This is a genomic window from Taylorella asinigenitalis MCE3 (assembly GCF_000226625.1).
Classification (GTDB): domain Bacteria; phylum Pseudomonadota; class Gammaproteobacteria; order Burkholderiales; family Burkholderiaceae_B; genus Taylorella; species Taylorella asinigenitalis.
Genome location: NC_016043.1, coordinates 870,387 through 895,064, shown reverse-complemented (window position 1 = coordinate 895,064; position 24,678 = coordinate 870,387). Strand labels below are relative to the sequence as shown.

Annotated in this window: 26 protein-coding genes; 24 read left to right on the top strand and 2 right to left on the bottom strand. The window is 36.3% G+C overall.

Annotated elements, in window-relative coordinates; translation table 11 throughout:
• Positions 1-2 precede the first annotated feature (2 nt).
• The 13 genes from uppS (at position 3) to TASI_RS04280 (ending at position 13,577) form a co-directional block, all read left to right on the top strand.
• A complete protein-coding gene (uppS, locus tag TASI_RS04340; protein WP_014111550.1) occupies positions 3-749 on the top strand; it encodes a polyprenyl diphosphate synthase in 747 nt (248 codons plus the stop codon).
• Positions 750-752: 3 nt separating this feature from the next.
• Positions 753-1,661, top strand: coding sequence for a phosphatidate cytidylyltransferase (locus TASI_RS04335; RefSeq protein ID WP_081462457.1), 909 nt, complete (start codon positions 753-755; stop codon positions 1,659-1,661).
• 3 nt (positions 1,662-1,664) lie between these two features.
• Complete coding sequence (gene dxr / locus TASI_RS04330) at positions 1,665-2,849, top strand: 1-deoxy-D-xylulose-5-phosphate reductoisomerase (protein WP_014111548.1); 1,185 nt, start codon at positions 1,665-1,667, stop codon at positions 2,847-2,849.
• The gene (rseP, locus tag TASI_RS04325; protein WP_014111547.1) at positions 2,849-4,183 is read left to right on the top strand and encodes an RIP metalloprotease RseP; all 1,335 of its coding nucleotides are present in this window, start codon (positions 2,849-2,851) and stop codon (positions 4,181-4,183) included. The genes dxr and rseP overlap by 1 nt, the downstream gene beginning before the upstream one ends.
• Before the next feature lie 65 nt (positions 4,184-4,248).
• Positions 4,249-6,633, top strand: a complete 2,385-nt coding sequence (gene bamA, locus TASI_RS04320; RefSeq protein ID WP_014111546.1) for an outer membrane protein assembly factor BamA — start codon at positions 4,249-4,251, stop codon at positions 6,631-6,633.
• 18 nt (positions 6,634-6,651) lie between these two features.
• Complete coding sequence (locus TASI_RS04315) at positions 6,652-7,281, top strand: OmpH/Skp family outer membrane protein (RefSeq protein ID WP_014111545.1); 630 nt, start codon at positions 6,652-6,654, stop codon at positions 7,279-7,281.
• On the top strand, positions 7,278-8,402 hold the full coding sequence (gene lpxD / locus TASI_RS04310; protein WP_014111544.1) for a UDP-3-O-(3-hydroxymyristoyl)glucosamine N-acyltransferase: 1,125 nt from the start codon (positions 7,278-7,280) through the stop codon (positions 8,400-8,402). Before TASI_RS04315 ends, lpxD begins: the two co-directional genes overlap by 4 nt.
• 44 nt (positions 8,403-8,446) lie before the next feature.
• Positions 8,447-8,899 (top strand): 3-hydroxyacyl-ACP dehydratase FabZ, encoded by a 453-nt coding sequence (gene fabZ / locus TASI_RS04305; protein ID WP_028883703.1) that lies wholly within the window; start codon positions 8,447-8,449, stop codon positions 8,897-8,899.
• A 9-nt stretch (positions 8,900-8,908) separates the two neighbouring features.
• Positions 8,909-9,703 (top strand): acyl-ACP--UDP-N-acetylglucosamine O-acyltransferase, encoded by a 795-nt coding sequence (gene lpxA / locus TASI_RS04300; RefSeq protein ID WP_014111542.1) that lies wholly within the window; start codon positions 8,909-8,911, stop codon positions 9,701-9,703.
• 3 nt (positions 9,704-9,706) lie between these two features.
• The gene (gene lpxB / locus TASI_RS04295) at positions 9,707-10,888 is read left to right on the top strand and encodes a lipid-A-disaccharide synthase (protein ID WP_014111541.1); all 1,182 of its coding nucleotides are present in this window, start codon (positions 9,707-9,709) and stop codon (positions 10,886-10,888) included.
• Positions 10,878-11,516: a ribonuclease HII gene (locus TASI_RS04290; protein ID WP_014111540.1), complete on the top strand. Its 639-nt coding sequence runs from the start codon at positions 10,878-10,880 to the stop codon at positions 11,514-11,516. The genes lpxB and TASI_RS04290 overlap by 11 nt, the downstream gene beginning before the upstream one ends.
• A gap of 112 nt (positions 11,517-11,628) precedes the next feature.
• Positions 11,629-12,735 carry a fatty acid desaturase gene (locus tag TASI_RS04285; RefSeq protein WP_014111539.1) on the top strand — a complete coding sequence of 369 codons (1,107 nt, stop codon included), beginning with the start codon at positions 11,629-11,631 and terminating at the stop codon, positions 12,733-12,735.
• Between the two features lie 65 nt (positions 12,736-12,800).
• Positions 12,801-13,577, top strand: a complete 777-nt coding sequence (locus TASI_RS04280) for a TrmH family RNA methyltransferase (protein WP_014111538.1) — start codon at positions 12,801-12,803, stop codon at positions 13,575-13,577.
• On the opposite strand, the gene ppsR is transcribed toward TASI_RS04280, so the two are convergent.
• Entirely contained in the window at positions 13,567-14,397 is an 831-nt protein-coding gene (ppsR, locus tag TASI_RS04275) for a posphoenolpyruvate synthetase regulatory kinase/phosphorylase PpsR (protein WP_014111537.1), read from the bottom strand. The two genes, TASI_RS04280 and ppsR, sit on opposite strands and share 11 nt — an antisense overlap.
• 152 nt (positions 14,398-14,549) lie before the next feature.
• On the opposite strand from ppsR, the gene ppsA reads away from it, so the two are divergent.
• From ppsA to TASI_RS04245, 6 genes are read left to right on the top strand one after another with little or no spacing between them, the layout of a single operon-like run.
• Complete coding sequence (gene ppsA / locus TASI_RS04270) at positions 14,550-16,919, top strand: phosphoenolpyruvate synthase (protein WP_014111536.1); 2,370 nt, start codon at positions 14,550-14,552, stop codon at positions 16,917-16,919.
• Between the two features lie 2 nt (positions 16,920-16,921).
• Positions 16,922-17,365 carry an NfeD family protein gene (locus TASI_RS04265; RefSeq protein WP_014111535.1) on the top strand — a complete coding sequence of 148 codons (444 nt, stop codon included), beginning with the start codon at positions 16,922-16,924 and terminating at the stop codon, positions 17,363-17,365.
• A gap of 11 nt (positions 17,366-17,376) precedes the next feature.
• Positions 17,377-18,312, top strand: coding sequence for an SPFH domain-containing protein (locus TASI_RS04260; RefSeq protein ID WP_014111534.1), 936 nt, complete (start codon positions 17,377-17,379; stop codon positions 18,310-18,312).
• Positions 18,312-18,761, top strand: a complete 450-nt coding sequence (gene smpB, locus TASI_RS04255; protein ID WP_014111533.1) for an SsrA-binding protein SmpB — start codon at positions 18,312-18,314, stop codon at positions 18,759-18,761. The genes TASI_RS04260 and smpB overlap by 1 nt, the downstream gene beginning before the upstream one ends.
• Positions 18,762-18,768: 7 nt before the next feature.
• Positions 18,769-19,212, top strand: coding sequence for a type II toxin-antitoxin system RatA family toxin (locus TASI_RS04250; RefSeq protein WP_014111532.1), 444 nt, complete (start codon positions 18,769-18,771; stop codon positions 19,210-19,212).
• Complete coding sequence (locus TASI_RS04245) at positions 19,193-19,528, top strand: RnfH family protein (protein ID WP_081462456.1); 336 nt, start codon at positions 19,193-19,195, stop codon at positions 19,526-19,528. The genes TASI_RS04250 and TASI_RS04245 overlap by 20 nt, the downstream gene beginning before the upstream one ends.
• Here the strand turns inward: TASI_RS04245 and ygfZ are convergent.
• Positions 19,525-20,412: a CAF17-like 4Fe-4S cluster assembly/insertion protein YgfZ gene (gene ygfZ / locus TASI_RS04240; RefSeq protein ID WP_014111530.1), complete on the bottom strand. Its 888-nt coding sequence runs from the start codon at positions 20,410-20,412 to the stop codon at positions 19,525-19,527. The genes TASI_RS04245 and ygfZ overlap by 4 nt on opposite strands.
• Positions 20,413-20,525: 113 nt before the next feature.
• Between ygfZ and mltG the strand changes: the two genes are divergently transcribed.
• The 5 genes from mltG to TASI_RS04215 are packed head-to-tail and all read left to right on the top strand — an operon-like array spanning position 20,526 to position 24,667.
• A complete protein-coding gene (gene mltG, locus TASI_RS04235) occupies positions 20,526-21,554 on the top strand; it encodes an endolytic transglycosylase MltG (protein ID WP_014111529.1) in 1,029 nt (342 codons plus the stop codon).
• A gap of 1 nt (position 21,555) precedes the next feature.
• On the top strand, positions 21,556-22,170 hold the full coding sequence (gene tmk / locus TASI_RS04230; RefSeq protein WP_014111528.1) for a dTMP kinase: 615 nt from the start codon (positions 21,556-21,558) through the stop codon (positions 22,168-22,170).
• Positions 22,171-22,175: 5 nt separating this feature from the next.
• Positions 22,176-23,216: a DNA polymerase III subunit delta' gene (gene holB, locus TASI_RS04225; RefSeq protein ID WP_044978057.1), complete on the top strand. Its 1,041-nt coding sequence runs from the start codon at positions 22,176-22,178 to the stop codon at positions 23,214-23,216.
• Between the two features lie 9 nt (positions 23,217-23,225).
• Positions 23,226-24,002: a TatD family hydrolase gene (locus tag TASI_RS04220; RefSeq protein WP_014111526.1), complete on the top strand. Its 777-nt coding sequence runs from the start codon at positions 23,226-23,228 to the stop codon at positions 24,000-24,002.
• An 8-nt stretch (positions 24,003-24,010) separates the two neighbouring features.
• Complete coding sequence (locus TASI_RS04215; RefSeq protein WP_014111525.1) at positions 24,011-24,667, top strand: ankyrin repeat domain-containing protein; 657 nt, start codon at positions 24,011-24,013, stop codon at positions 24,665-24,667.
• The last annotated feature ends 11 nt before the right edge of the window (positions 24,668-24,678 follow it).

Sequence of the window (24,678 nt, the reverse complement as noted above, 5' to 3'; positions counted from 1 at the left end):
TAATGTTAAATCAAAGTTCTACTCTACAAGTCCCAACTTCAAATAGAATACCCAAACACATTGCCATCATAATGGATGGCAATGGCAGATGGGCTCAAAACAGAAATCTACCAAGAACTTCAGGTCATGTTAAGGGCGTACAGTCTGTTAGAAATGCTGTCGAATTCTGTATTAAGTTTGGTGTATCAAATTTAACTATTTATGCCTTTAGCTCTGAAAATTGGCGTCGTCCTCAAAATGAAGTCAATTTATTAATGAAGCTATTTAAAAAAGTGCTTACTAATGAGGTTTCAAAACTTCATAAAAATAATATCCGCCTTAGGATTATTGGAGATCGAACTGCATTTACTAATGATATACAAACTCTTATGCAAAAAGCTGAGGAATTGACTCAAAATAACTCTACTTTATGCGTAAATATTTGTGCGAATTATGGCGGTAGATGGGATATTTTGAATGCCATAAATAATTTGATTAAACATAATAACTATAAATTTAATACTGAACCAATTAAGGAAGAAGATCTAGCCCCATTTATAGCTCTTAATGATATACCAGAGCCAGATTTGTGCATTAGGACAGGGGGAGAATATAGGCTTTCGAACTTTCTTTTGTGGCAGACGGCTTATAGCGAATTATATTTCACTAATAAGTTTTGGCCCGATATGAAGGTTTCTGATTTTGAGGAGGCTCTCAAAGATTTTCAATCCAGGGAGAGACGGTTTGGTATGACTTCTGATCAAGTTTAGAAAATGTTATTTACTAGAACCATAACATCGATAATATTTCTTGCAGTCCTCTTTTTTGTTCTTACTACAGAGAACAATCTTTATTTTGCTATCTTTTTAACTTTCATATCATGTATTGGACTATATGAATGGTTAAAGATGCTATTTTCATCCAAAAATAGAAAATCTAATGCTCTGTCATTAACTATTTTTTGCTTGGCATTATTTGTATTTCTTTACTGTTTGATATTTCAAGATAATCAAATAATTCATGCTTTAACTCATCCTAAAATTTTCAATACTTATCCCTGGAGCACAGGTGTTTTTGCTTTGCTTATGACATTGCAATTTTTCATAAGCTTTACCTGGTTATTTTTAGTTCCTATTCATTTATATCAACCAAAATTAGAGATATCAAATAATGGACTTTTCCATCAAGTGTTTGCAGTTTTAGCATGTACAGGTGCTTGGATTAGTGCATTGACCATATATGAATTTAGAGGGTCGTGGTATTTATTAAGCATATTAATGTCAGTATTTTGTACGGATATATTTGCTTATTTTGGGGGTAAGTTATTTGGCGGAAAGAAACTTAATTCCGTGATTAGTCCAGCTAAAACTAATTCTGGATTTATATGTGGTCTTTTAGCTTCGGTTGTATGGATGGCCGTAAGCTATTATATTGAAGGCACATTTTCATACTCATTATCAAAAGAGTTAAGTGTATTTGCATTAGCATTAATTGGGGCACTTTTTGCGGTTCTTTCTGTGATAGGTGATTTGTATGAGTCACTTCTTAAAAGAAGGGCAAATTTGAAAGACTCTGGATCCCTTCTTCCTGGCCATGGGGGGCTTTTGGATCGGCTAGACTCTATTATTCCAGTAATGTCATTCTCTATGACTCTTGTTTTTATATTTCATCTTGTAATTTAGGCTATGAGCAGTCCTAGGCAAAAAATATCTATACTTGGTGCCACTGGTTCTATTGGTAGTAGTACTTTAGATGTAATCAGGAGCAATCCTGATAGATACGAAGTTTTTGCCATAAGTGGGTTTAACAATATAACTAAGCTTCACGAAATTGCTTCAGAATTTAGTCCTAGTTTAATCGTAGTTGCAAACCAAAAAAAATTGGATGAGTTTAAGGCATTGCCACCCCTTCAATATAAATATGAAATTTTAGTCGGGGATGAAGGTTTGTGTACTGCTAGTTCTATGCCTGAAGTAGATATAGTAGTATGTGCAATTGTTGGAGCGGCTGGGCTTAAGAGTGCATATGAAGCAGCATTGCATTCCAAAAAAATTCTTTTAGCTAATAAAGAAGTTTTAGTTACCGCAGGTGAGCTTTTCATGAAAACTGTTGTTAAAAATAGGGCAGAGCTATTACCTGTAGATAGTGAACATAATGCTATATTTCAATGTCTTCCACCTTCTGAAACTTCTTTTAGACTTAGAAAAATAGACCATTTAAAAAAAATACATATTACTGCTTCGGGCGGACCATTTCTTAGAAGGCCTTTAGATACATTCGACACAATTACTTTAGATGAGGCCACTAAGCATCCTAATTGGTCGATGGGTAAGAAAATAACAATAGATTCATCAACTATGGTGAATAAGGGTCTTGAAGTAATAGAGGCAAAATATTTATTTGATTTAAATCTTAGTCAAATAAATGTGTTGGTACACCCACAAAGTATTATTCATTCATTAGTTGAGTATATTGATGGATCCTTGCTTGCTCAGTTGGGGCATCACGATATGAGAATTCCGATTTCATATGCCTTAGCCTATCCCGATAGAATTAGCCATAATGCGGCTCAATTTGATATTTCAAAACTTTTTGGTTTAGAGTTTATGGAGCCAGACTTTAGAAAATTTCCTTGTTTAAAATTGGCTTATGAAGCCCTTGCAGAAGGAAATGCGGCTTGCCAAATTTTTAATACTTCTAACGAAATAGCTGTTGATGCATTTATTAAGGGGAAAATAAAATATATGGATATTTCCAAAATCATTGCCAAACAGCTTGAAACTATTTCTCAAACAAAATTAACTAATATTGAAGATATTATCGATTTTGACCTTAGAATCAGAGAATTGACTTCTTTATCAATAAATTAATGCTTATAAGTTTAGTTGCTTTCATAATAACTATTTCAATTGTTGTAGTGTTCCATGAGTGGGGACACTATTTAGTGGCACGGGCAAACGGTGTGTTTGTTGAGAAATTTTCTTTAGGATTTGGTAGAACTTTAATATCTAAAGTAGATTCTAAGGGTACGGAATGGGCTGTATCGCTATGGCCTCTAGGCGGGTATGTTAAACCCTTGGATGAACCTAAATTTGAGGATCCAGAATATAAGAAAGGGAGTAGTATTTCAGAGAAATCTCCATTTCAGAAATTTCTTATCTATGCTGCAGGTCCTTTCTTTAGTTTTTTGCTTGGCATAATTATTTATACTTTTATTTTTATTTTGGGAGTTAAAGAGCCTGCTCCTTTGCTTGCTAAGCCTTATATCAATACTTTAGCTTATAGTGCAGGCGTAGAAAAAGGGGATAAGATCCTGTCCGTAAATGGTTCTGAAATATTAAGCTGGAATCAAGCTATGGAGAAGCTCTTGGGGCCAGCTACTCTAGGTGAGAGAGTAGAAATAAAATTATTGAGTAGTGGTGGGGTGGAGAAAACAATTGCTCTGACATTTCCACCAGCCAAAGGCAATCTTGAGAATTATGATATTTTTGGTGTATCAGGTTTGATGCTTAAACTTCCTAAACCAAAAATTATAAAAATAATTCCTGATGGTGCTGCTCAACGTTCTGCTTTGCTCGAGGGTGATTTAATTGAGCAAGTAAATGGTATTGAAGTTGAAGATAGTCGTCAGCTTATTGAAATAATTAAATCCTCAGCTAATAAACCCTTAACTTTACAGGTGAAGCGAAATAGTACAGATTTAACGATTTCTATAGTACCTGATTCGGTCAAATCTGAATCAGGCGAATCTATAGGCAGAATTGGGGCTCAGTTAGGAGGTGATTTTCCAACAGTTGATGTCTCTTATGGGCCTATAGAATCGGTTTTTAAGGCTGTTCGGAAGACTTGGGATACGGCTTATATATCATTGAAATTACTTGGTCGTATGCTGACTGGAGATTTATCTATAACTAATTTATCTGGTCCTATATCCATTGCACAATATTCAGGTCAGGTAGTTCAGACTGGAGTTATGAATTTCTTACAATTTATAGCCCTAATAAGCGTAAGTATTGGTTTACTAAACTTATTGCCAGTGCCTGGGCTTGATGGCGGTCAAATGTTGATTCATGCGGTTGAAGGCATTACTGGTAAAGAACTTTCAGAAAAGTTTATGAGAGGAATCGTTACCGTTGGATATGCTTTATTATTAGGATTGATGTTTATAGCTTTTAGGAATGATATTTTAAGGCTAATTAACTAGTTATAAGTATTAGCTTTAATGCTAGAATATATAGTTAAATTTATTATAAAGATTTGGAATTATTTATGTCCTCTTCGTCAGAAAAAAAACAAATAAAATTTGCATCTATCTTATCTGGATTTGTTCTTACAGCACTTACCTCTTTTTCAAGTGTTTATGCTCAATTCCAGCCATTTAAAGTTAAAGACATTATTGTCACTGGTCTTCAAAATACTGAAGCCATAGCTGTGTTTGGTTTTATCCCAGCTAGGGTGAACTCAACATTTACCCCTGCAGTTGCAAGCGATACTATCAAACGTATGCACTCCACAGGCCTATTTGAGGATATTAAGGTCACTCATAAAAACGGTATTGTTTATATCAATGTTGTTGAGAGGCCTGTAATTGCATCCGTTATATTCGACGGAATGAATATTTTTGATCCAAAACAAATCACTCAAAGTCTAAGTGATTTAGGATTTGGTGAAGGAAGGCCACTTAACCCATCACTTTTAAATAAAGCTGTTGGCGAAATTAGAAATCAATACGTTAATGTGGGCAACTACAGTGTAGATATTAAGCAAATATTTACACCACTTCCTAATAACCGCGTAGGTGTAAACTTTCAGATTAAAGAAGGGCGTAAATCTAAAATTCGAGATATTAATTTTGTAGGTAATTCTGAAATCTCGTCTTCTAGATTAAGAAGCCAAATGAATTTAACAACTCCAGGTTTTATGACTTGGTATACGGGTACTGATAAATTTTCACGTGAAAAACTCGCAAATGATGTAGAAATTTTACGTGACTACTATATGGACCGTGGATATTTAGATGTTCGCATAGATCCGCCTCAAGTTAATATTTCTCCTAACCTTGAGGATATAGGTATCAATTTCACTGTAAGCGAAGGTAAACCTTATAAGATCCGTAATATTAAATTATCGGGTTATACCATGGGCTTAAATGATGAAATTCTTGACCGTGTAATCAATAGAGAGGGTAGAACCTTCAAGATTTCGGAAGCAAGAGCATCTGTAAATGATATTAAATTATATCTTGGTAGTCTTGGATATGCTTTGGCAGAGGTTAATCCGATTCCTACTCCTATATCAGGCACTCAAGAAGTTGACCTTACATTCTTTATTAATCCAGGCAAAAGAATGTATGTAAGACGTATAAATATCGGCGGAAATACTAGGACTAGGGATGAAGTTATTCGTCGTGAAATTCGTCAAGACGAAGGTGCATGGTATGATGCTGAACGTCTGGGATTATCAGTTAATCGTATAAATAGACTTGGCTATTTTAATGATGTTGTAATGACTCAAGCCCCTGTTCAGGGTACAGATGATCAGGTGGATGTAAACATCGATGTTAAAGAAAAACCTACTGGTCTTATTAACGTTGGTGTTGGGTATGGCTCTACAGATAAATTATCATTTCAGGCTGGTATAAGTCAGGATAATATTTTTGGTTCAGGTACCAATTTAGCCGTTTCGTTTAACACAGCTAAAACTAATAGAAATCTCTCTATTGTTCATACTGATCCTTATTGGACTAGTAGCGGCATTAGTCGAACAACAAGCTTATATTATCGTTTAGATAAGCCTTATAGTAATGCTGTAAATCAAGAAAAAGATACTTATCAAGTTCGTGGACTAGGTCTTAATATGAATTTTGGCGTACCTATTTCAGAATACGATAGAATATTTTTGGGCCTTGGTTTTGAAAGGAATGAGACTATACTTCCTTCTGTTGAAAGTGGTTTCTTAATTCCAGCCGCTTATAGGGACTTTGTTAAAGAGTACGGCGAGAAAAATAATTCTTTTACTCTTAGTCTAGGATGGTCAAAAGATACCCGCGATAATGCTATAGCCCCAACCAAGGGTTATTTAACTAGTCTTAGTGTTTTAGCTTCTTTTGGTGATTTGAAATACTATAAACTTTCAGCTCAACAACAGTATTACTTGCCATTAAGCAAAGACTATATCTTGGCTTTTAACCTCGCTGCTGATTGGGGTAGGACTTATGGTTCAGCTAAGAAATACCCTGTAATTAAAAATGTTTTTGCTGGTGGTATCGGTTCTGTTAGGGGATATGAAGGAGCCTCATTAGGTCCAAGAGATGTTTTAACTGGTGACTATTTGGGCGGAAATACTAAAATCGTAGGTAATATACAGTTGTATTTACCTTTCCCTGGTACTCAAAATGACCGATCTTTACGTTGGTTCTTATTTGCGGATGCCGGAAAAGTTGGTGTTACTGGTGGGGACATGAAGTGTTCTGCAGGTAACCCTAGTTATGGTGGTGTAGTTGATGACCCATGCGGATGGCGTTATTCAGCAGGTGTAGGTTTGTCATGGCAGTCTCCAATAGGACCTCTTCAAATCTCATACGCTTATCCACTTAAGAGTAAAGAAGGCGATAAAAAACAAAGATTCCAATTCCAAATTGGTGCATCTTTCTAAAAGTTTTAAGGATTTATTATGTTAAAAATTAATACATTAATATCAGTTTCTGCTTTAACGCTTGCTTTAAGCACGTCTGCATTTGCACAAGCACAAACTCAAGGCCAAGCTCAAGCCCCAAAAACAAATGAAGTTAAATCAGCTCCAGCAGCTAAACCAGCAGATGTTGCCAAACCTGCTGATGCCGAGAAAGTTGCTCCACAAAAAGCATTTGTGCCAAAAATTGGATTCGTTAATACAAATAAACTTCTTTCCGAATCTGCTCCAGCTAAGGAAGCAGAAAGAAAAATTGAAGAGGAGTTTAAAAAACGAGATACTGAGCTTCAAAAGTTAGCAAATGACTTAAGAACTAAGTATGAGAATTTCGATAAAAACGCACCTGTCATGACTGACTCAGACAGAGCTAAAGCTCAAAGAGAGTTGACTGATTTAGATACAAATCTTCAAAGAAAAAGACGTGAATTCCAGGAAGATTTTAATCGTAGACGTCAAGACGCATTTGCTCAAATTGTAGATAAAGCAAATCGTGCAATTCAAGATATTGCATCCGAAGAGGATTACGATATTATTATTCAAGAAGCAGTAGCTGTTAGTGATAGAGTGGATATTACTGATAAAGTTATAAAAGCTCTTGAAACTAAAAAATGATCGATAAAGATAGTTGCGTCAAATTAACTAAATTAATTTCTGAGATCAGTGAAAAGGGGTTACCTCGTAGTGTTGAATTATTTTCAAACGAGGACCCCTCTATCTCGGGCATTGCTTCTTTAGAAGCTGCTCAACAGAAGGATATAAGCTTTCTATCAAACCCAAAGTTTTTTAATTTACTTTCAACCACTAGGGCTGGTGCAGTTGTTATGCCTAGCATTGCTCTTGAAGCCTTAGACAAATTACCGAATATCAATCCTAGCAAGCCTCCTTTTGCAGTTGTCATTTGCGAGAATCCATATCTTATGTATTCTCGTTTAACTCAGTGGTTTTACAACAAAGAGATTGCACATCTTGAAGCAAATGTTCATCCTTCAGCGGTTATTTCCACTGAAGCAATACTTGGCCAATCTGTAGTGATTGGCCCTAATGTAGTGGTAGAGGATAATGTAAAAATAGGGGATAGAGTTCAAATAAGGGCAGGATCTGTAATCTGTAAGGGGGCTACTATAGGTTATGAAACCGTTATTTATCCTAATGTAACAATTTATCCTAACGTTTCCATCGGCTCAAAATGCATTATTCATAGCGGTGCCGTCATAGGTTCAGACGGTTTTGGATTTGCACCAGATAATTCTGAAACTAAAGGTGCTTGGTCAAAAATTCATCAATTTGGATCTGTAATCATAGAGGATGATGTAGAGATAGGCTCTAATACCTGTATTGATAGGGGAGCCCTTTCAGACACAATTATAAGAAAAGGTGCAAAATTAGATAATTTAATTATGATTGCACATAACTGCGACATAGGCCAAAATGTAGCCATGGCTGCTTGTGTTGGCGTTGCAGGATCAACAAAAATCGGTGATCGATGCACACTTGCAGGTGCTTCTATGGTTTCTGGGCATTTAACTATTGGAGATGATATTCATATTTCTGGAGGCACTGGCGTTATGAATGATATTTCAGAGCCTGGAAGGTACACAGGCTTATATCCTATTGAGCCTCATAAAGAGTGGCAAAAAAATGCAGCAGCTCTGAAATCCTTATATGACTTAAGAAAGAGGGTTTTAGAACTTGAAAAAAATATGAAAATTACCGTAATATCAAATATAGATTAAATTTGAAAAAAATAATAGGTTGAATAATGTCAGATGAAAATGTAATGCAATTGGATATCCAAGAAATTATGTCGAGGATTCCGCACAGGTATCCTATGCTTTTAGTTGATAGGGTTCTCGAAATGATACCTGCGAAAAGAATTGTCGCTATTAAGAATGTAACTATTAATGAGCCTTTTTTTACTGGCCATTTTCCTGATATGCCTGTTATGCCAGGAGTATTCATAATTGAAGCTATGGCTCAATGTGCAGCTATATTTTCTTTTGCAAAACCTAATTCCAGTGTAGTTGAAAAACAAGAAGAAATATATTACCTAGTTGGAGTTGATGAAACACGTTTTCGTAAACCAGTTGTTCCAGGTGATCAATTAAGATTTGAGGTGGATGCCATTCGCATTTCTAAAGTTATGTGTAAGTATGACGCAAAAGCTTATGTTGATGACCAATTAGTTGCTGAAGCAAAATTGATGTGTGCTGTTAGAAAAGTAACAGAATAGGAGTCTTAAATGGCTAATATACATCCTACTGCTATAGTTTATGAAGGAGCAAAATTGCATCCCTCTGTTGAAATAGCAGCTTATGCGGTTGTGTACCCAAATGTTGAAATTGGAGAGGGTACACGCATAGGCGAACATTGTGTAATCGATGGTCAAACTGTAATAGGAAAGAATAATAATTTCTATCGTTTTTGCTCTGTGGGTGGTATGCCTCAAGATAAAAAATACAATGCAGAAGATACGAAATTAGAAATAGGTGACGGAAATACATTCAGAGAATTTGTCACCATTAATACTGGAACAGTTCAAGATGTAGGCATAACTAGAGTTGGTCATAATAATTGGATTATGGCTTACGTACACATTGCCCACGATTGCCAAATTGGAAACAACACGATTTTAGCCAACTCTGTTCAGCTTGGTGGACATGTTCACGTCAACGATTGGGCCATTGTCGGCGGTATGTCGGCAGTTCATCAATTCATCCATATCGGTGCCCATTCTATGACAGGTGGTATGTCTGCAATAAGACAAGATATTCCACCTTTTGTTTTAGGTGCAGGGCAGCCATACAAATCGGTTGGAATAAATTCAGTTGGATTGCGAAGAAGAGACTTCACAAATGAGCAAATCCAAGACATAAAAGAAGCATACAAAATTATTTTCTCTAAAGACTTAGTAGCCACCGATGTTACTAAAGAACTTGAAGTACTTAAAGAAAATAGCATTTCAGCTAAAGAGTACATTCAAATGTTTATAGAATTTTTAGAGACAAGTGCCAGAGGCATTGCCAAAGAGACATAAAATATGACCTCGATATCAATAGTTGCAGGAGAGCCATCAGGAGATTTGTTGGCCTCTAGAATTATTCGAGGTCTAAATGAAAAATTCCCTAATTTATCGACCTATGGTATAGGAGGGGAAAATATGATCTCCGAGGGGTTTAAATCCCTCTACCCCATGTCCTTATTAACCGTTTTCGGGTATGTGGACGCCCTAAAGAGACTCCCTTCGCTATTATCAACATATAAAGGCCTAAAAAGGACACTTCTTGATAATAAACCTGATGTTTTTATCGGTATCGATGCACCCGATTTCAACTTAAGGCTTGAGAAGCACCTAAAAGCAAATGGTATCCCGAGCTTGCATTTTGTAGGTCCTTCAATTTGGGCTTGGCGTTATGAGCGTATTTATAAAATAAAAGAATCTGTCACTCATATGCTCGTATTATTTCCCTTTGAAGTTGAAAATTACGAGAAAGAAAATATTCCTGTGACTTATGTTGGGCATCCCTTGGCCAGCCAGATACCTAAATCAATTGATAAAATCGCTTCAAGACAAGCCATGGGTCTTGATTTAGATAAAAATGATATCATTTTGGCAATGCTTCCGGGCAGCCGCCTCTCTGAGATTAAGCAATTATCTGGCTTATTTTTCAGTACAGCTGCATTAATCCAAGAGAATTATCCAGAGATAAAATTTCTCCTGCCAGTAGTTAATGATTCATGTAAATCTTTGATTACCCAAGAACTTAGGCATCATAATATAAAGAATTTGCATCTAATCACTGAAAATTCTATCGACCCTTCCAAACCCGCATCATGGGCTGTTATGCAAGCATCTGACTGTGCTTTAGCCTCTAGTGGAACAGCAACTTTAGAGCTTGCTTTGCACAAAAAACCTATGGTTATCTCCTATAAGTTGACCCCATTTATGAAGAAGATAATGGAATGGAAATCAGGACAATCCAAGCCCCTTGTTCCTTGGGTTGGTCTTCCGAATATATTATTGAGAGAGTTTGCCGTCCCAGAACTGCTCCAAGATGATGCTACGGTACAAAATCTATTACATGCTTGCTTAGATATGATAGAAAAAATCGGCTCAGCCGACGAAGCCCAACTAATTTCAAAATTTGAGCAGCTTCATAATTCCTTAAGCTTAAATACCCCACAGATAGTGGCTGACGTGGTCGCTTCCTATGTCAGATAATTTAATTATTGGTATTGATGAAGCGGGAAGAGGCCCCCTTGCTGGCAATGTTTTTGCAGCCGCTGTCCTACTTGGTTCTATACATATCGAGGGGCTTACTGACTCAAAAAAATTGACCGCAATTAAAAGAGAGCAGTTAACTCAAATAATTCACGAAAAATCAATTCGATACAGTGTTGCCCAAAGTAGTGTTGAGGAGATTGATGAAATAAATATATTGAATGCTACATTGTTGGCCATGAATAGGGCACTGGATGAGGTTTTGGAGGCATTGTCACCAAAATATAAGGACGAAATATTAACTGTAATAATAGATGGGAACCGAATTCCAGAATCATTAAAGGGCAAGGCACCCATATATTACAAAAATTTCAAATTAAATGTTATATCAAAAATAAAAGGGGATTTAACAGTTCCCGCCGTTTCAGCAGCATCTATCATAGCTAAAACTTCCCGTGACTCTCATATTCTTCAACTTCACGAAATTGTTCCAGAATACCGATTTGATCTCCACAAAGGATATGGAACGGCAAAGCATATTGAGTTATTAGAAAAGTACGGACCTAGCAAATTTCATCGAAAAAGCTTTAATCCTGTGCGAAGTATGCTCCAAAAAACATTATTTTAAAAACTTAAATACCACAATTAATTACAGAATCGTTTAAATTCTTACACTGTTTGAATTTTAAATGTTAATATAAAAACAATTTTTTAAACACGGTTTTAAATACTATTTTAATATGACACCTGATAAATCTCTAGATTTGGGTCTTAATGTAGATCCACGTCCATTAACTCCGAATGAACAACTTCCTCACAGAAAAGTAATTCGCAGTTGGACTCAGCCCTTTGCCTCTAAAAATATGGCTTGGGGATTATTTTTAATTGCACTTGATTTTGTTATCTTAGGTGCCTTGCTTTTTGGAACTGTGCATTTTTATGCATGGTGGGCTAAGCTAATTTTCGCACTCTTGGCTGGATTTTGGATTGGTAGAATCTTTGTTATCGGACACGATTTATGCCATCAAGCTTATTTCAAGAGTCGTAAGATGAATCATTTCTTTGGTAGGATTTGTTTCTTGCCTTCAGTATCTCCATATAGTCTGTGGGATGTTGGCCATAACGTTGTTCATCACGGATATACAAATCTAAAAGATGTTGACTTTGTTTGGCAGCCAAAATCTCCAGAAGAGTACAAAGCAATGAGTTCAGGAAGAAAATTCCTTGAAAGAATCTATAGAAGTGGTCTAGGCTCTGGTATCTACTACATAATTGAAATTTGGTGGAAGAAAATGATGTTTCCATCAAAAAAAGAGATGCCTACTCAAAGAAAAATATTCTTCTGGGATAGCCTATTATGTGCAGCATTTGGTTTAGCTTGGGCTGGTGTTGTTGTATGGGCGGCTTATGCCACTGGACAGTCAGTACTAACCTTATTGTTCTTCTCTTGGTTCTTGCCATTATTGATGTGGTTTTACATGATCGGATTTGTGGTTTATGTTCACCATACTCACACTAAAATCACTTGGCATGATGATAAAAAAGAGTGGGCGGCAGCACAGCCATTTGTTTCAACTACTGTTCACTTGACTTTCAACTACAACATGGGTTCTTTAGTTCATCATATTTTTGAACACACTGCCCATCACGTTGATATGTCTATTCCTCTATATCACTTAAAGTCTGCACAAGCTAAATTGGAACATATATTGCCTGAGCGCATTGTTATACAACCATTCTCATGGGGATGGTATTTCAGAACAGCTGGTGCATGCAAACTATACGACTATAAAAATAAAGTTTGGACTGATTTTGACGGTAATCCTATTACTAAGCATCAAGTTTAAGTTTTAATTACCCCCATTGCCTTCATTGTGTTAAAACGCTTTGAAGGCTTTTTTTATTTGTATTCATGGAAATAATAAAATCTAAGGATAATCCTTTTTATAAAAATCTTATAAAAATTATGAACTCTAAGGTGCCTCAATATGTTCTGTTGGAGGGACCGCATCTATATGAACAATGGGTTGCTAGCAATAAACCTATTGAATGCATCATTTGTTCTGAGAGCTTTATAGAAAAAAATTCTAAATTCCTATCATTTTTCAAATCAGAGGTGCGATGTGTAAGTGATGCCTTGTTCTCGCAACTTAGTGATGTCGTTTCAAATCAAGGTCTGATGATTCTTGTTAAATACTCTATTGGTCAAAAAAATGACTTAGATTTTACTCAATCTATAGTTATGCTTGATGGAGTACAAGACCCAGGCAATATAGGAACAATTTTAAGAACCTGCCTAGCAGTGAATATTCATCAAGTAATAATGAACGACAAATGCGCTAATGCCTGGTCAAGTAAAGTAATCCGAAGTGCTCAAGGGGCACATGCATTTATAGATATTTATAGACTGAATCTAATTGAGATTATTGAATTACCTAAGATAAGGGATGAATACGAAGTCATTGCCACCCTAATTAGTGAGGAAGCCAAGTCTCTATATAAGTTGAATTTAAATAAAAAGATAGCTTGGATATTTGGCAATGAAGGTGCGGGCATCTCAAAAGAGGTCTGCTCTAAGGTTGATACCTCAATAATGATCCCCATGGAATCGGAAATAGAATCGCTAAATGTGGGGGTCGCTGCAAGTGTATGTCTTTATGAGCAATATAGGCAGAAACTTAGCCAATAGTCTTAGGATCTATTTTCAAAATTTGAAGTATCTGAGTAGAGATTTCTTCAATAGATTTAGTGGTTGAGGAGAGCCAGGAAATATTTTCCATGCGAAGAAGTCTTTCTGCTTCGGCCACCTCATATCTACATTGCTCAATAGAGGCATATTTGCTATTTGGGCGGCGCTCACTTCTGATTTCACTCAATCTATCGGGATGTATAGAAAGACCAAATAATTTATGTCTATAAGGTTGTATGGTTTTTGGAAGTTGACCTCGCTCAAAATCCTCAGGAATTAATGGAAAATTAGCGACTCTTAGGGCATATTGCATTGCAAGATATAGACTAGTAGGAGTTTTTCCGCTGCGAGAAACTCCGACTAATATCACATCAGATTGCTCAAGCCCATGCACAAATTGACCATCATCATGTGCAAGCGTGAAATTTATGGCTTCAATTCTTTTTCTATAAGCATCCGAACCTACATTATGATGAGATAATCCTATAGCTGGTTGAGATTTAACATTGAGCGAGAGTTCTAAGGTATTTACACAGGCGGTAAAAATATCAAGGAAAATACCTTTAGAATTTCTAATTTTTTCTACGATTTCCTCTTGAACTAAGGTGCTGAAAATAATGGGAGGAGAATCCGTTACAGCAATCTCATCTATCCTTCTTATAATATCTTCTATTTGAGGTACTGTTTTAATGAAAGGTTCTCGGACCATCTTAAAACGATAATGATGCAAAAACTGGCTAAGTACAGAATTACCGAAGGTTTCAGCAGTAATGCCTGTGCCATCAGAAATAAAGAAAACAGTCTTAATAGGCAAGGTCATTTACTATCCTTATTGCATTTCATTTAGTTTTCAAAAGGTTTACAATGTAAAGCACCTAAATTATAAATAACTATTGGTACTAAGGCTCATTTATTTAAAAATTTTTCATAGATTTTCTAATAAATTGGCTTTTTTTATTATTGGAGAGACTTATGTCTTACGTTGTTCCTTTTGAGCATCTTCGTATGCAAGATGTAGATACTGTTGGGGGTAAAAATTCATCTCTAGGTGAGATGATTTCCCAACTATCTTCTGCAGGTGTTCGAGTCCCTGGCGGCTTTGCCACTACAGCTCAAGCCTTCAGGGATTTTCTTAAATCATCTGGACTAGACACTAAAATCGCTGAGAAATTAAAAACTCTTAATCCCGAGGATGTTAGAGAATTAGCGGCTGCAGGTCAGGAGATCCGCAATTGGATTATTGAAACACCATTTTCTGATGAATTTGAAAAAGCAATTCGTGATGAATTTGCCAAACTTGATACTGACGGAAAAGGTAGTTTTGCTGTTCGCTCATCTGCCACAGCCGAAGACCTTCCAGATGCTTCATTTGCTGGTCAGCAAGAGACATTTTTAAATGTTACAGGTATTGAAGACGTTCTAGATAAAATTCGACATGTTTTTGCATCTCTATATAACGATAGGGCGATTTCTTATCGTGTTCATAAAGGGTATGAACACTCGGATGTTGCATTGTCAGCAGGGATTCAGAGAATGGTGAGATCTGACCTAGGAAGTGCAGGTGTAATGTTTACTATAGATACTGAGTCTGGATTCCCAGGAGTAGTATTTATCACTTCATCGTACGGCTTAGGGGAGACAGTTGTACAGGGAGCTGTAAATCCAGATGAATTTTATGTCTCTAAGGAATCTTTAAACCTTGGAAAATACCCGATTGTAAATAGAAGGATTGGCTCTAAATTCATCAAAATGGAATTTAATGATGAGCGTAAGCCTGGTGAAGCAGCCGTAAAAACCGTTGATGTTCCTTCAGTTGAAAGAAATCGATTTTCTCTTACAGATGATGAGGTCATCGAACTTGCTAAATATGCATTGATTATCGAGAAACATTATCAAAGACCCATGGACGTTGAATGGGGTCGAGATGGTATTGATGGAAAACTTTATATATTGCAAGCAAGACCCGAGACGGTTAAATCATCTGAAGGTACTAATGGTACAGCTCAACAAAGATATAAATTAAAAGCAACTGGTGAAATTCTTTGTACTGGTCGAGCAATTGGTCAAAAAGTGGGTGTCGGTAAAGTTAAAGTTATTCACGATTTAGACCAAATGGATGAAGTTAAAGAGGGTGATGTATTAGTAACTGATATGACTGACCCGAATTGGGAGCCGGTTATGAAAAGAGCAAAAGCCATTGTTACTAATCGTGGGGGACGTACATGTCACGCCGCAATCATTGCCAGAGAACTAGGGATTCCAGCTGTTGTAGGCACGGGAAATGGTACAGAAGTTCTCAAAAATGATATGCAGGTAACTGTATCGTGTGCTGAAGGAGATGAAGGAAAAATATATGATGGTCTTCTTGAGACGGAAGTAGAGGATGTGGTTAGAGGCGATATGCCTGAAATTCCAGTAAAAATTATGATGAATGTGGGTAATCCTCAATTGGCATTTGACTTTGCACAAATTCCAAATATGGGTGTTGGGCTTGCTAGGCTTGAATTCATAATCAATAACAATATTAATATTCACCCTAAAGCAGTTTTAGATTATCCAAATGTAGATTCTGATCTTAAGAAAGCAGTCGAATCAGCTGCAAGAGGATATGAAAGTCCACGTGCATTCTTTGTTAAGAAACTGGCTGAGGGTATCGCAACCATTGCCAGTGCATTCTATCCAAAACCTGTAATCGTGCGACTCTCGGATTTTAAATCTAATGAATATAGGAAACTTGTAGGCGGAACTCGTTATGAGCCAGATGAGGAAAATCCTATGCTAGGCTTTAGAGGGGCTTCTCGTTATATAGCGGATGAATTCCGTGATTGCTTCAAAATGGAGTGTGAAGCTATAAAAATGGTGCGTGAAGATATGGGATTGACTAATGTGGAGGTAATGATTCCATTTGTCCGCACTGTAAATCAAGCAAAATGTGTGGTTGATATATTGGCGGAAAATGGTCTTAAAAGAGGCGAGAACGGACTTCGACTTATTATGATGTGCGAACTACCAAGTAACGCCATACTTGCCGAAGAATTTCTAGAATATTTTGACGGATTCTCTATTGGTTCTAATGATATGACTCAGTTAAGCCTGGGTCTAGATAGAGATTCAGGAATGGAGTTATTGGCTAAGGATTTCGACGAAAGAGATCCTGCGGTTAAATATCTTCTAGAAAAAGCAATTAAAGCCTGCGTTAAGGCAAACAAATATATTGGTATTTGTGGCCAAGGCCCTTCAGATCATCCCGATTTTGCAAAATGGTTAATGGAAAAAGGTATTAAATCAATATCTTTAAATCCAGATAGTGTTGTTGAAACCTGGCAAAAACTCGGAGAGTGATTATGATGTGGGTTTGGTTTGCTTTAGCAGCAGTGTGCCTAATTGTAGAGCTTATGACGGGTGGATTTTTTCTACTCTTTATATCTATAGGCCTATTAGCAGCAGGGATACTATCATTTTTTGAATTGCATATATATTGGTCTTTAGGAGCTTTTGCCATAATCACTCTATCAAGTATATTTTTACTTAGAGTTTTTGGTATTAGAAAGTCACCTTCTAAAAAAGCAGCTCAGGACAAAAATGTTAATTTGGATATCGGAACATCTATTTTTGTAAATTCTTGGAACGGAAACAGACGTACACAAGTCAATTATCGTGGAGCCCAATGGCAAGCTATTTTGGCTGACCATATTACTGCCATACCAGAGTCAAGTGGATACTATAAAATAATGGCCATAAATGGATTGGTTTTGGTTTTAGAACCCGTAGGATTTAAAGTAGATTAGGAGAGAGTAGAATGTCAGCTTTAGAGATTTTTTGGATAATTTTAATTATCCTAGTGATTATTTTAGTATTTAAGTCGGTGGCGATTGTACCTCAACAGCACGCATGGGTAGTTGAACGACTAGGTAAATTTGATAGGGTTCTTACTCCAGGTCCTCAATTTGTAATTCCACTAGTTGAGAAAGTAGCATATAAGCATATGCTTAAAGAAATTCCATTAGACGTTCCATCTCAAATTTGTATCACTAGAGATAATACTCAACTACAAGTCGATGGGGTTTTGTACTTCCAAGTTACTGATCCTAAATTGGCTTCTTATGGCTCTTCTAACTATATCTCGGCAATTACTCAACTAGCTCAAACAACCTTGCGTTCAGTTATAGGTAAGATGGAATTAGATAAAACATTTGAAGAGCGTGAAGTCATTAATGCTGAAGTTGTATCTGTACTAGATGAAGCTGCAACTACATGGGGCGTTAAAGTTTTGCGTTATGAAATTAAAGACCTAACACCTCCAACCGCTATTTTGCAAGCGATGCAACAACAAATTACAGCTGAACGCGATAAAAGGGCTCGTATTGCTGTTTCTGAAGGTGAAAGTAGAGAGAAAGTAAATATTGCAGAAGCTCAAAGAACTGCTGATATCTATCGTTCTGAAGGTGAAAAGCAAGCTCAAATCAATAAAGCTGAGGCTGAAGCTGAATCAGTTAGAAGAATTGCTGAGGCGACTGCTAAAGCTATTTCTGAAGTGGCTAATGCTATTAATCAGCCAGGTGGTCGCGAAGCAGTAAATCTTCAAGTGGCAGATCGTTATGTAGAAGCTTTTGGAGAATTAGCTAAAAAAGGAACTACTTTAATCCTACCTAGCAATATGTCGGATATGGGTGGCTTAGTTGCTTCAGCTTTAACAATTTTGGACACTCATAAACAAAACAAAATTAATTCTTAATGAGTATAGTAGAAAATAAAAGAGCCCGTCACGACTATTTTATAGAAGATAGATTCGAGGCGGGTCTTGTTTTAGAAGGATGGGAAGTAAAAGCCATTAGAGCAGGTAAAGTTCAACTTCATGATACTTACGTTATAGTTAAAGATGGTGAACTTTATATTTTGAACATGCATGTAAATCCTTTGCTCTCCGCTTCCACACATGTTCATCCCCAGTCAAATAGAACTCGAAAACTATTGATGCATAAAAGAGAAATCAATAGATTAATTGGAAAAGTTGAGCAAAAAGGTTACACATTAATTCCACTAAATCTACATTACAAATCAGGAAAAATTAAACTAGATTTTGGTTTGGCCAAAGGTAAAAAAGCTCACGATAAAAGAGACACGCTTAAAGAAAGAGATTGGCAGCGTGAAAAAGAAAGAATAATGAAAACCAATAGGTTATAAATTAAAAATGCCAGTAATAAATAAATCTGTACTAGTGCCGTATTCAGCTGCTCAGATGTTCGACTTGGTTGATTCCGTAGAAGAATATCCTGATTTTATGCCTTGGTGTGGTGGCTCAAAAATAATTGAAAGGACTGAATCCACGCTCATTGCCACCATAATAATTAGTATTGCAGGCCTTAAGCAATCATTTACAACAAAAAATATAAATAACAAGCCTACAAATATAAAATTATCACTAGTAGATGGGCCATTTTCCTCATTATCAGGGGAATGGAATTTTATTCCTTTATCTGAAAATGCCTGTAAGGTAGTGTTTGACCTTAAATACGATTTTAAAAATCGTGCTCTAGCACTTGTAGTGGGCCCAGTTTTTAATACGATTGCCAGTACTTTTATCGATTCATTTACAAAGAGGGCAAAAGCAAAGTATGGGGAATCCAACCTCTAATCATATAATCATTAAGTTTGTTTTTGCCGACGAATTTGGCCACATACAAAGCCATGAGACCCAATTCCCGCAGGGCACCTTGCTTTCTGATGCACTGAAGTTAAGCCCGTTTGATATCAAAAATAGGGGTATATCAGTGTATGGAAAAAAAGTTCCACTAAATTATCTGCTTAGAAATGCTGATCGAATCGAAATTTGTAGGCCCTTGAGTTTTAATCCCATGGAATCCAGAAAACGTCGTGCTCAAGTAGCTAAAATGGGTATTCTTAAAAAAGAGGCTCAAAGAAGACGAAAAGTTGTGTTCGACTCCAATTAAAGCGGGTAGGGCAAGGGCAAAAGCTCAAAATTATCGCCCGCCTTTAATGTTTCTAAGTATGCAATAGGCATCTCGGCTAGCACAAATTGTTGCCTATCATAAGTCACAGAATTAATAGCAGTGCCCAAGAGAGTGCCAACTATAGATAAATCCTGTCCATCGCTAAAATCTAGATTTTTGATTTTAAGAGGGTAGGCTCTTTTTTTAGGCGAGCTTTTATAATGAAGCCTTGCAATGACTTCCTGCCCCGTATAACAGCCCTTAGAAAAACTTATCGCATTAATAGAGTCAAGATTTAAATTTTGAGCTAAAAATAGTCCATATATATCCTTAGTGACCCATGCAAGCCCACTTCTAATATCCTCGGATATCCATCTTAAACTTTCTTCGCTTAATTGTTCATTCTCGTCCGTTTGCACTTGACCTTCTTGGGCGATTTTTATAGTTAGTTTGCGGTTTTTGTTTGAATCTGGACTTGGGAATCCTATTGAGAAAAGGCCTTCTTTGGAGTCGCAATGTAGGAGTGGGAAATGAGGAATCCCTCCGTTGGTTAAATCATTTTCGTTCTCATAGCTAGGAGCGATTAATGCTTTGGCAATATTTACTTTGACGTTCGCCCTTAAAACATACATTGATAATCTTTTTGCTATGTCAGTGGCAATGCTTCTGTGAACTAAAAAATAAATATTTTCATCGCTTCTGTCACTATCAGCTGAATCAGACCATAACACACCAGTTGCTTGAAGACGACCTTGATGGTTGCAATAAGCTGTAAATTGGGCTTGACCAGCAGAGACTCTATTTATGTCTTGAGTAATTTGGCCTTGGAGAAAATTCCTTACATCTGAACCAGAGAATTTAATTAAAGCAAAGTGGTTAATCATTGTATGAAATGTTTTAGTTAGACTTTATAAGCTTACTTGAATTGACTATTTATATCAATTATCCCTAAGTTAATACGTTAAAATAAAAAACTAAACTTTTGCTAGCAGACTTTATGATTAAATTTCTCTTTAAATCGATTCTAATTGTTTTAATTCTTCTGTTGGTAATTGTTGGGGCAGGGGGATATTACATCAATAAAACGCTAACTAGTCCTTTAGAGTTTGAAGGCGAGAAGTTAATTATCTCAGTCCCAGAGAACACATATTTATCTCAAATTTCTGATATTGTTAGCCAAAACACTCAGTCCTCCATAATTCCCACATTTATTAGGCTATATTCAAAAATCCAAGAATTACAAAATAAACCTTTAGTAATCCACCCTGGAGCATATGAAATTAAAAAGGGAGATTCAGTTGTCGATCTTATTCAAAAACTCAATAATAGTGATAGATACTATAGTTCAATATTGCTTATTGAAGGTTGGAATTTAAAGCAGATAAAGAGTGCTTTTGCCTCTAAATCGGACTTAAAACAAAATTTACCTAATAAATCAGATGAAGAGATTTTAAAGTTATTTGGTGCTCCCCAATATATAAAATCCCTCGAAGGATTAATACACCCTAATACCTATATGTATACTCCAGGAAATATGGATATTGATATTCTTAGGGTTGCTTATAAAAAAGGTATGGAACTACTCAATAAAGAATGGGAGAGTCGTTCTCCAAACCTTCCTCTAAAAAACCCTTACGAAGCTTTGATACTTGCTTCGATAATTGAAAAAGAAACGGGTAAGTCTTCCGATAGAAAACGTATAGCAGGCGTTTTTATCAATAGATTAAATAAGGATATGCTTCTTCAAACTGATCCTACAGTTATCTATGGTATGGGTGATAAATATCAAGGCAAAATAAGAAAAATTGATCTCCAAACTGACACACCATGGAACACTTATACAAGGAAAGGATTGCCACCTACACCTATTGCCAGCCCTGGTTTAGAATCAATACAAGCGGCTCTGCATCCTGAAGAACATGAGTATCTTTACTTTGTATCGAGGGGAGATGGAACAAGTGCATTTGCCAAATCTCTAGCAGAGCATAATAAAAATGTAAATGAATATATTCTGAAGAAAAAATAATATGAAAGGATATTTCATAACTCTTGAAGGTATTGACGGAGCAGGCAAAAGTTCACACCTTGATTTCATAGTTGAATTTTTTGAAAGGCTTGGTAGAGAAGTTGTAGTTACTCGAGAACCTGGGGGCAATTCTCTTTCGGAAGCTCTTCGCACTTTGCTTTTAACAGAACATATGAATTCTCTTACTGAAGTTTTACTTATGTTTGCTTCTAGAAGTGAAAGTGTATGTAGCATAATTATGCCTGCCTTAGCCGAAGGAAAGATTGTAATATCAGATAGATTTACGGACTCTACATTGGCATATCAAGGGGGAGGACGAAACTTCTCAATTGACGTTATAAATGACCTAAAAAATATAGTTCACCCTGATTTAACTCCAGACTTGACTCTTCTTTTTGATGTTCCCCTTGAAGTTGCACGCGACAGATTAAGTAAAGGTCGCTCAGCTGATAAATTTGAAGCCCTGGATGGGGATTTTTTTAATAGAGTTCGCAAACAATACTTGAGCATGGCAAACTATGAACCAAATAGGTTTAAAGTAATTGATTCGAGTCATCCTGTCACTGTTGTTAGAAGGCTTGTTTATCAGGCTTTAATGGATTTTATTGGTGTTTAAAGAAAGTGGAAATAAAGTCTTTTTACCCCTGGCACAAAGATTTAGCAAAAAAGTGGATATCATCAACTGATAGATTTTCACATGCTTGGCTAGTTTACGGGCAAGAAGGAATTGGTAAGTTCGATTTTTGTCTTGCTGCTGCAAAATCTTTTCTTTGTCATAACCCACAACCTTTTTTTTGCAATGAGTGCAATTCCTGCCATTTAATGGATAAAAGCAATCACCTTGATTTTAGAATTGTGGTACCAGAAGCACTTCGTGATCACTACAATCTAAATCAGCAAGAACTTGAGGAATACACATCATCAAGTTCAACAAGCTCTAAACCATCTAATGAAATAAAAATAGATCAAGTTAGAGAACTAGAGAATTTTTTTACACTTAGTCCTTCTTTGGGCAAAACTAAGGTGGTTATATTAGGGCCTGTAGAGGCCTTAAACCAAGCATCATCAAATTCATTGCTTAAAATTCTTGAAGAACCTTTGGGCGACACTATATTTTTGCTTTTTACGCACGCAATACAAAAGGTAATACCAACAATACTATCAAGATGCCAAAGATTACCACTTCCAATTCCAAATATGGAATTATCAACAGAGTGGCTTATATCTAAGGGCGTAAAAAATCCTAAGGAGCTATTATCTATGGCTTCTGGAGCTCCTTTAAAGGCCTTGGAATTAAATGAATCCTCTTATCAGCCTGTGCAATATTGGGTTTCAGATTTTGTCAAAGACCTAAATTCTGGTTCACTTATAAATTATGATGTATATGTGGAGAAACTCGAATCCATTCCAAACAACCAATGGATTGCAAGTTTACAAGCTTTGCTTACTGACTTAATTCTGACCAAACAAGGATTAAACCCTAGGTTTTTTGATTCATTGCGGGATGAAATCGGAAGCATTGCCACTAAAAGTAATATTCATAGGCTTGTATATTTATGGGATTATTTAATAGATAGACAAAAACTAGCAAGACACCCTTTGAACCCTAAATTATTTATACATTCATGCTTACAAAGAGTGTTTTTAAGCTTAAATAAATAAGGATATTTTATGTTTGTAGATTCGCATTGTCACTTAGATTTTCCAGAGCTTATTTCTGACCTTGACAGCATTATGCAAAAGATGAAACAAAATGAGGTTGAACATGCACTTTGTATTAATGTGAATAAGCCTGACTGGGATAATGTAATCAATCTAACTGAAAAATACGATAATTTGTCCGCTTCTGTTGGCGTTCATCCTGATTACGAAAATACTGCGGAACCCACAGTAGAAGATATTGTAAAGTACGCCAAACACCCTAAAGTAGTAGCAATTGGCGAATGTGGGTTGGATTATTATCGTTTGGCTGAGCCTCTTGAGTGGCAGAGAGATAGATTTAGAGTACATATTAGAGCGGCTATAGAAGCGGGCCTTCCTTTAGTGATACATACTCGTCAAGCCCCTAAGGACACAATTAAGATTTTAAAAGAAGAGGGTGCTGAGCGTTGTGGTGGAGTTATGCATTGCTTTACTGAAGATATGAAAATGGCCGAAGCCTCTTTAGATTTAGGTTTTTATATTTCGATGTCTGGGATTGTTACTTTTAAAAATGCTACACAAGTCCAAGAAGTAGCAAAAAATATTCCTCTAGACAAACTTTTGATTGAAACCGATTCACCATATTTAGCCCCTGTCCCTTATAGAGGGAAAAGAAATGATCCATCATATGTTATGCATGTTGCAGAAAAAATTGCTGAGCTTAGAGGAATTTCTTTAGATGAAGTTGGTAGGCAAACAACTTCAAATTTTTATAAATTATTTCCAAAAATAAAATCAAATTCTTAGGAGGAATTATGAGAGTCAATAAACTTCTTTTAGCTTCGTTGTTAGCATTTACTGCCTCTACAGCGGCTTTGGCTGCTGATGCCCCGATTTTCAAAGCGGTCGAGAACAATAGTGTTCAAGCAATTAAAAAACAATTGGATGCTGGACAAGATCCTAATATTGTAAATATGCAAGGGCATTCTCCATTTATCCTAGCAATTAGAGAAGGCAATTTAGAGGCCGCAAATTTAATTGCAAAAAGCCCTAAATTTAACGTTAATCACGAGAATAGCTTTGGTGAAACTCCTCTGATGTATGCAGCCATTTCTGGAAATATGGAATTAGCTCATTACCTTATTAAGCGTGGAGCAAAAATCAATAAATTCGGATGGACACCTTTACACTATGCTGCTTCTACTGGAAAATCAGATATGGCTCAACTATTGCTTTCTAAAGGGGCTATCCCAAATGCACCAGCACCAAATGGAGCATCACCACTAATAATGGCGGTTAAAGCAAGCAATATTCAAACAGTAAAAGTATTATTAGAGGCGGGTGCAGACCCTAAAGCAATAGATCAAAGCCGAAAAAGTGCCTTGGATTATGCTAAGGAGAAAAACCTTAAATCTATATATGAACTTATGCTTCAGTATGATCCAAGAAAGGGAATAAAACCTCAAAAATAATTTTAAAAGAA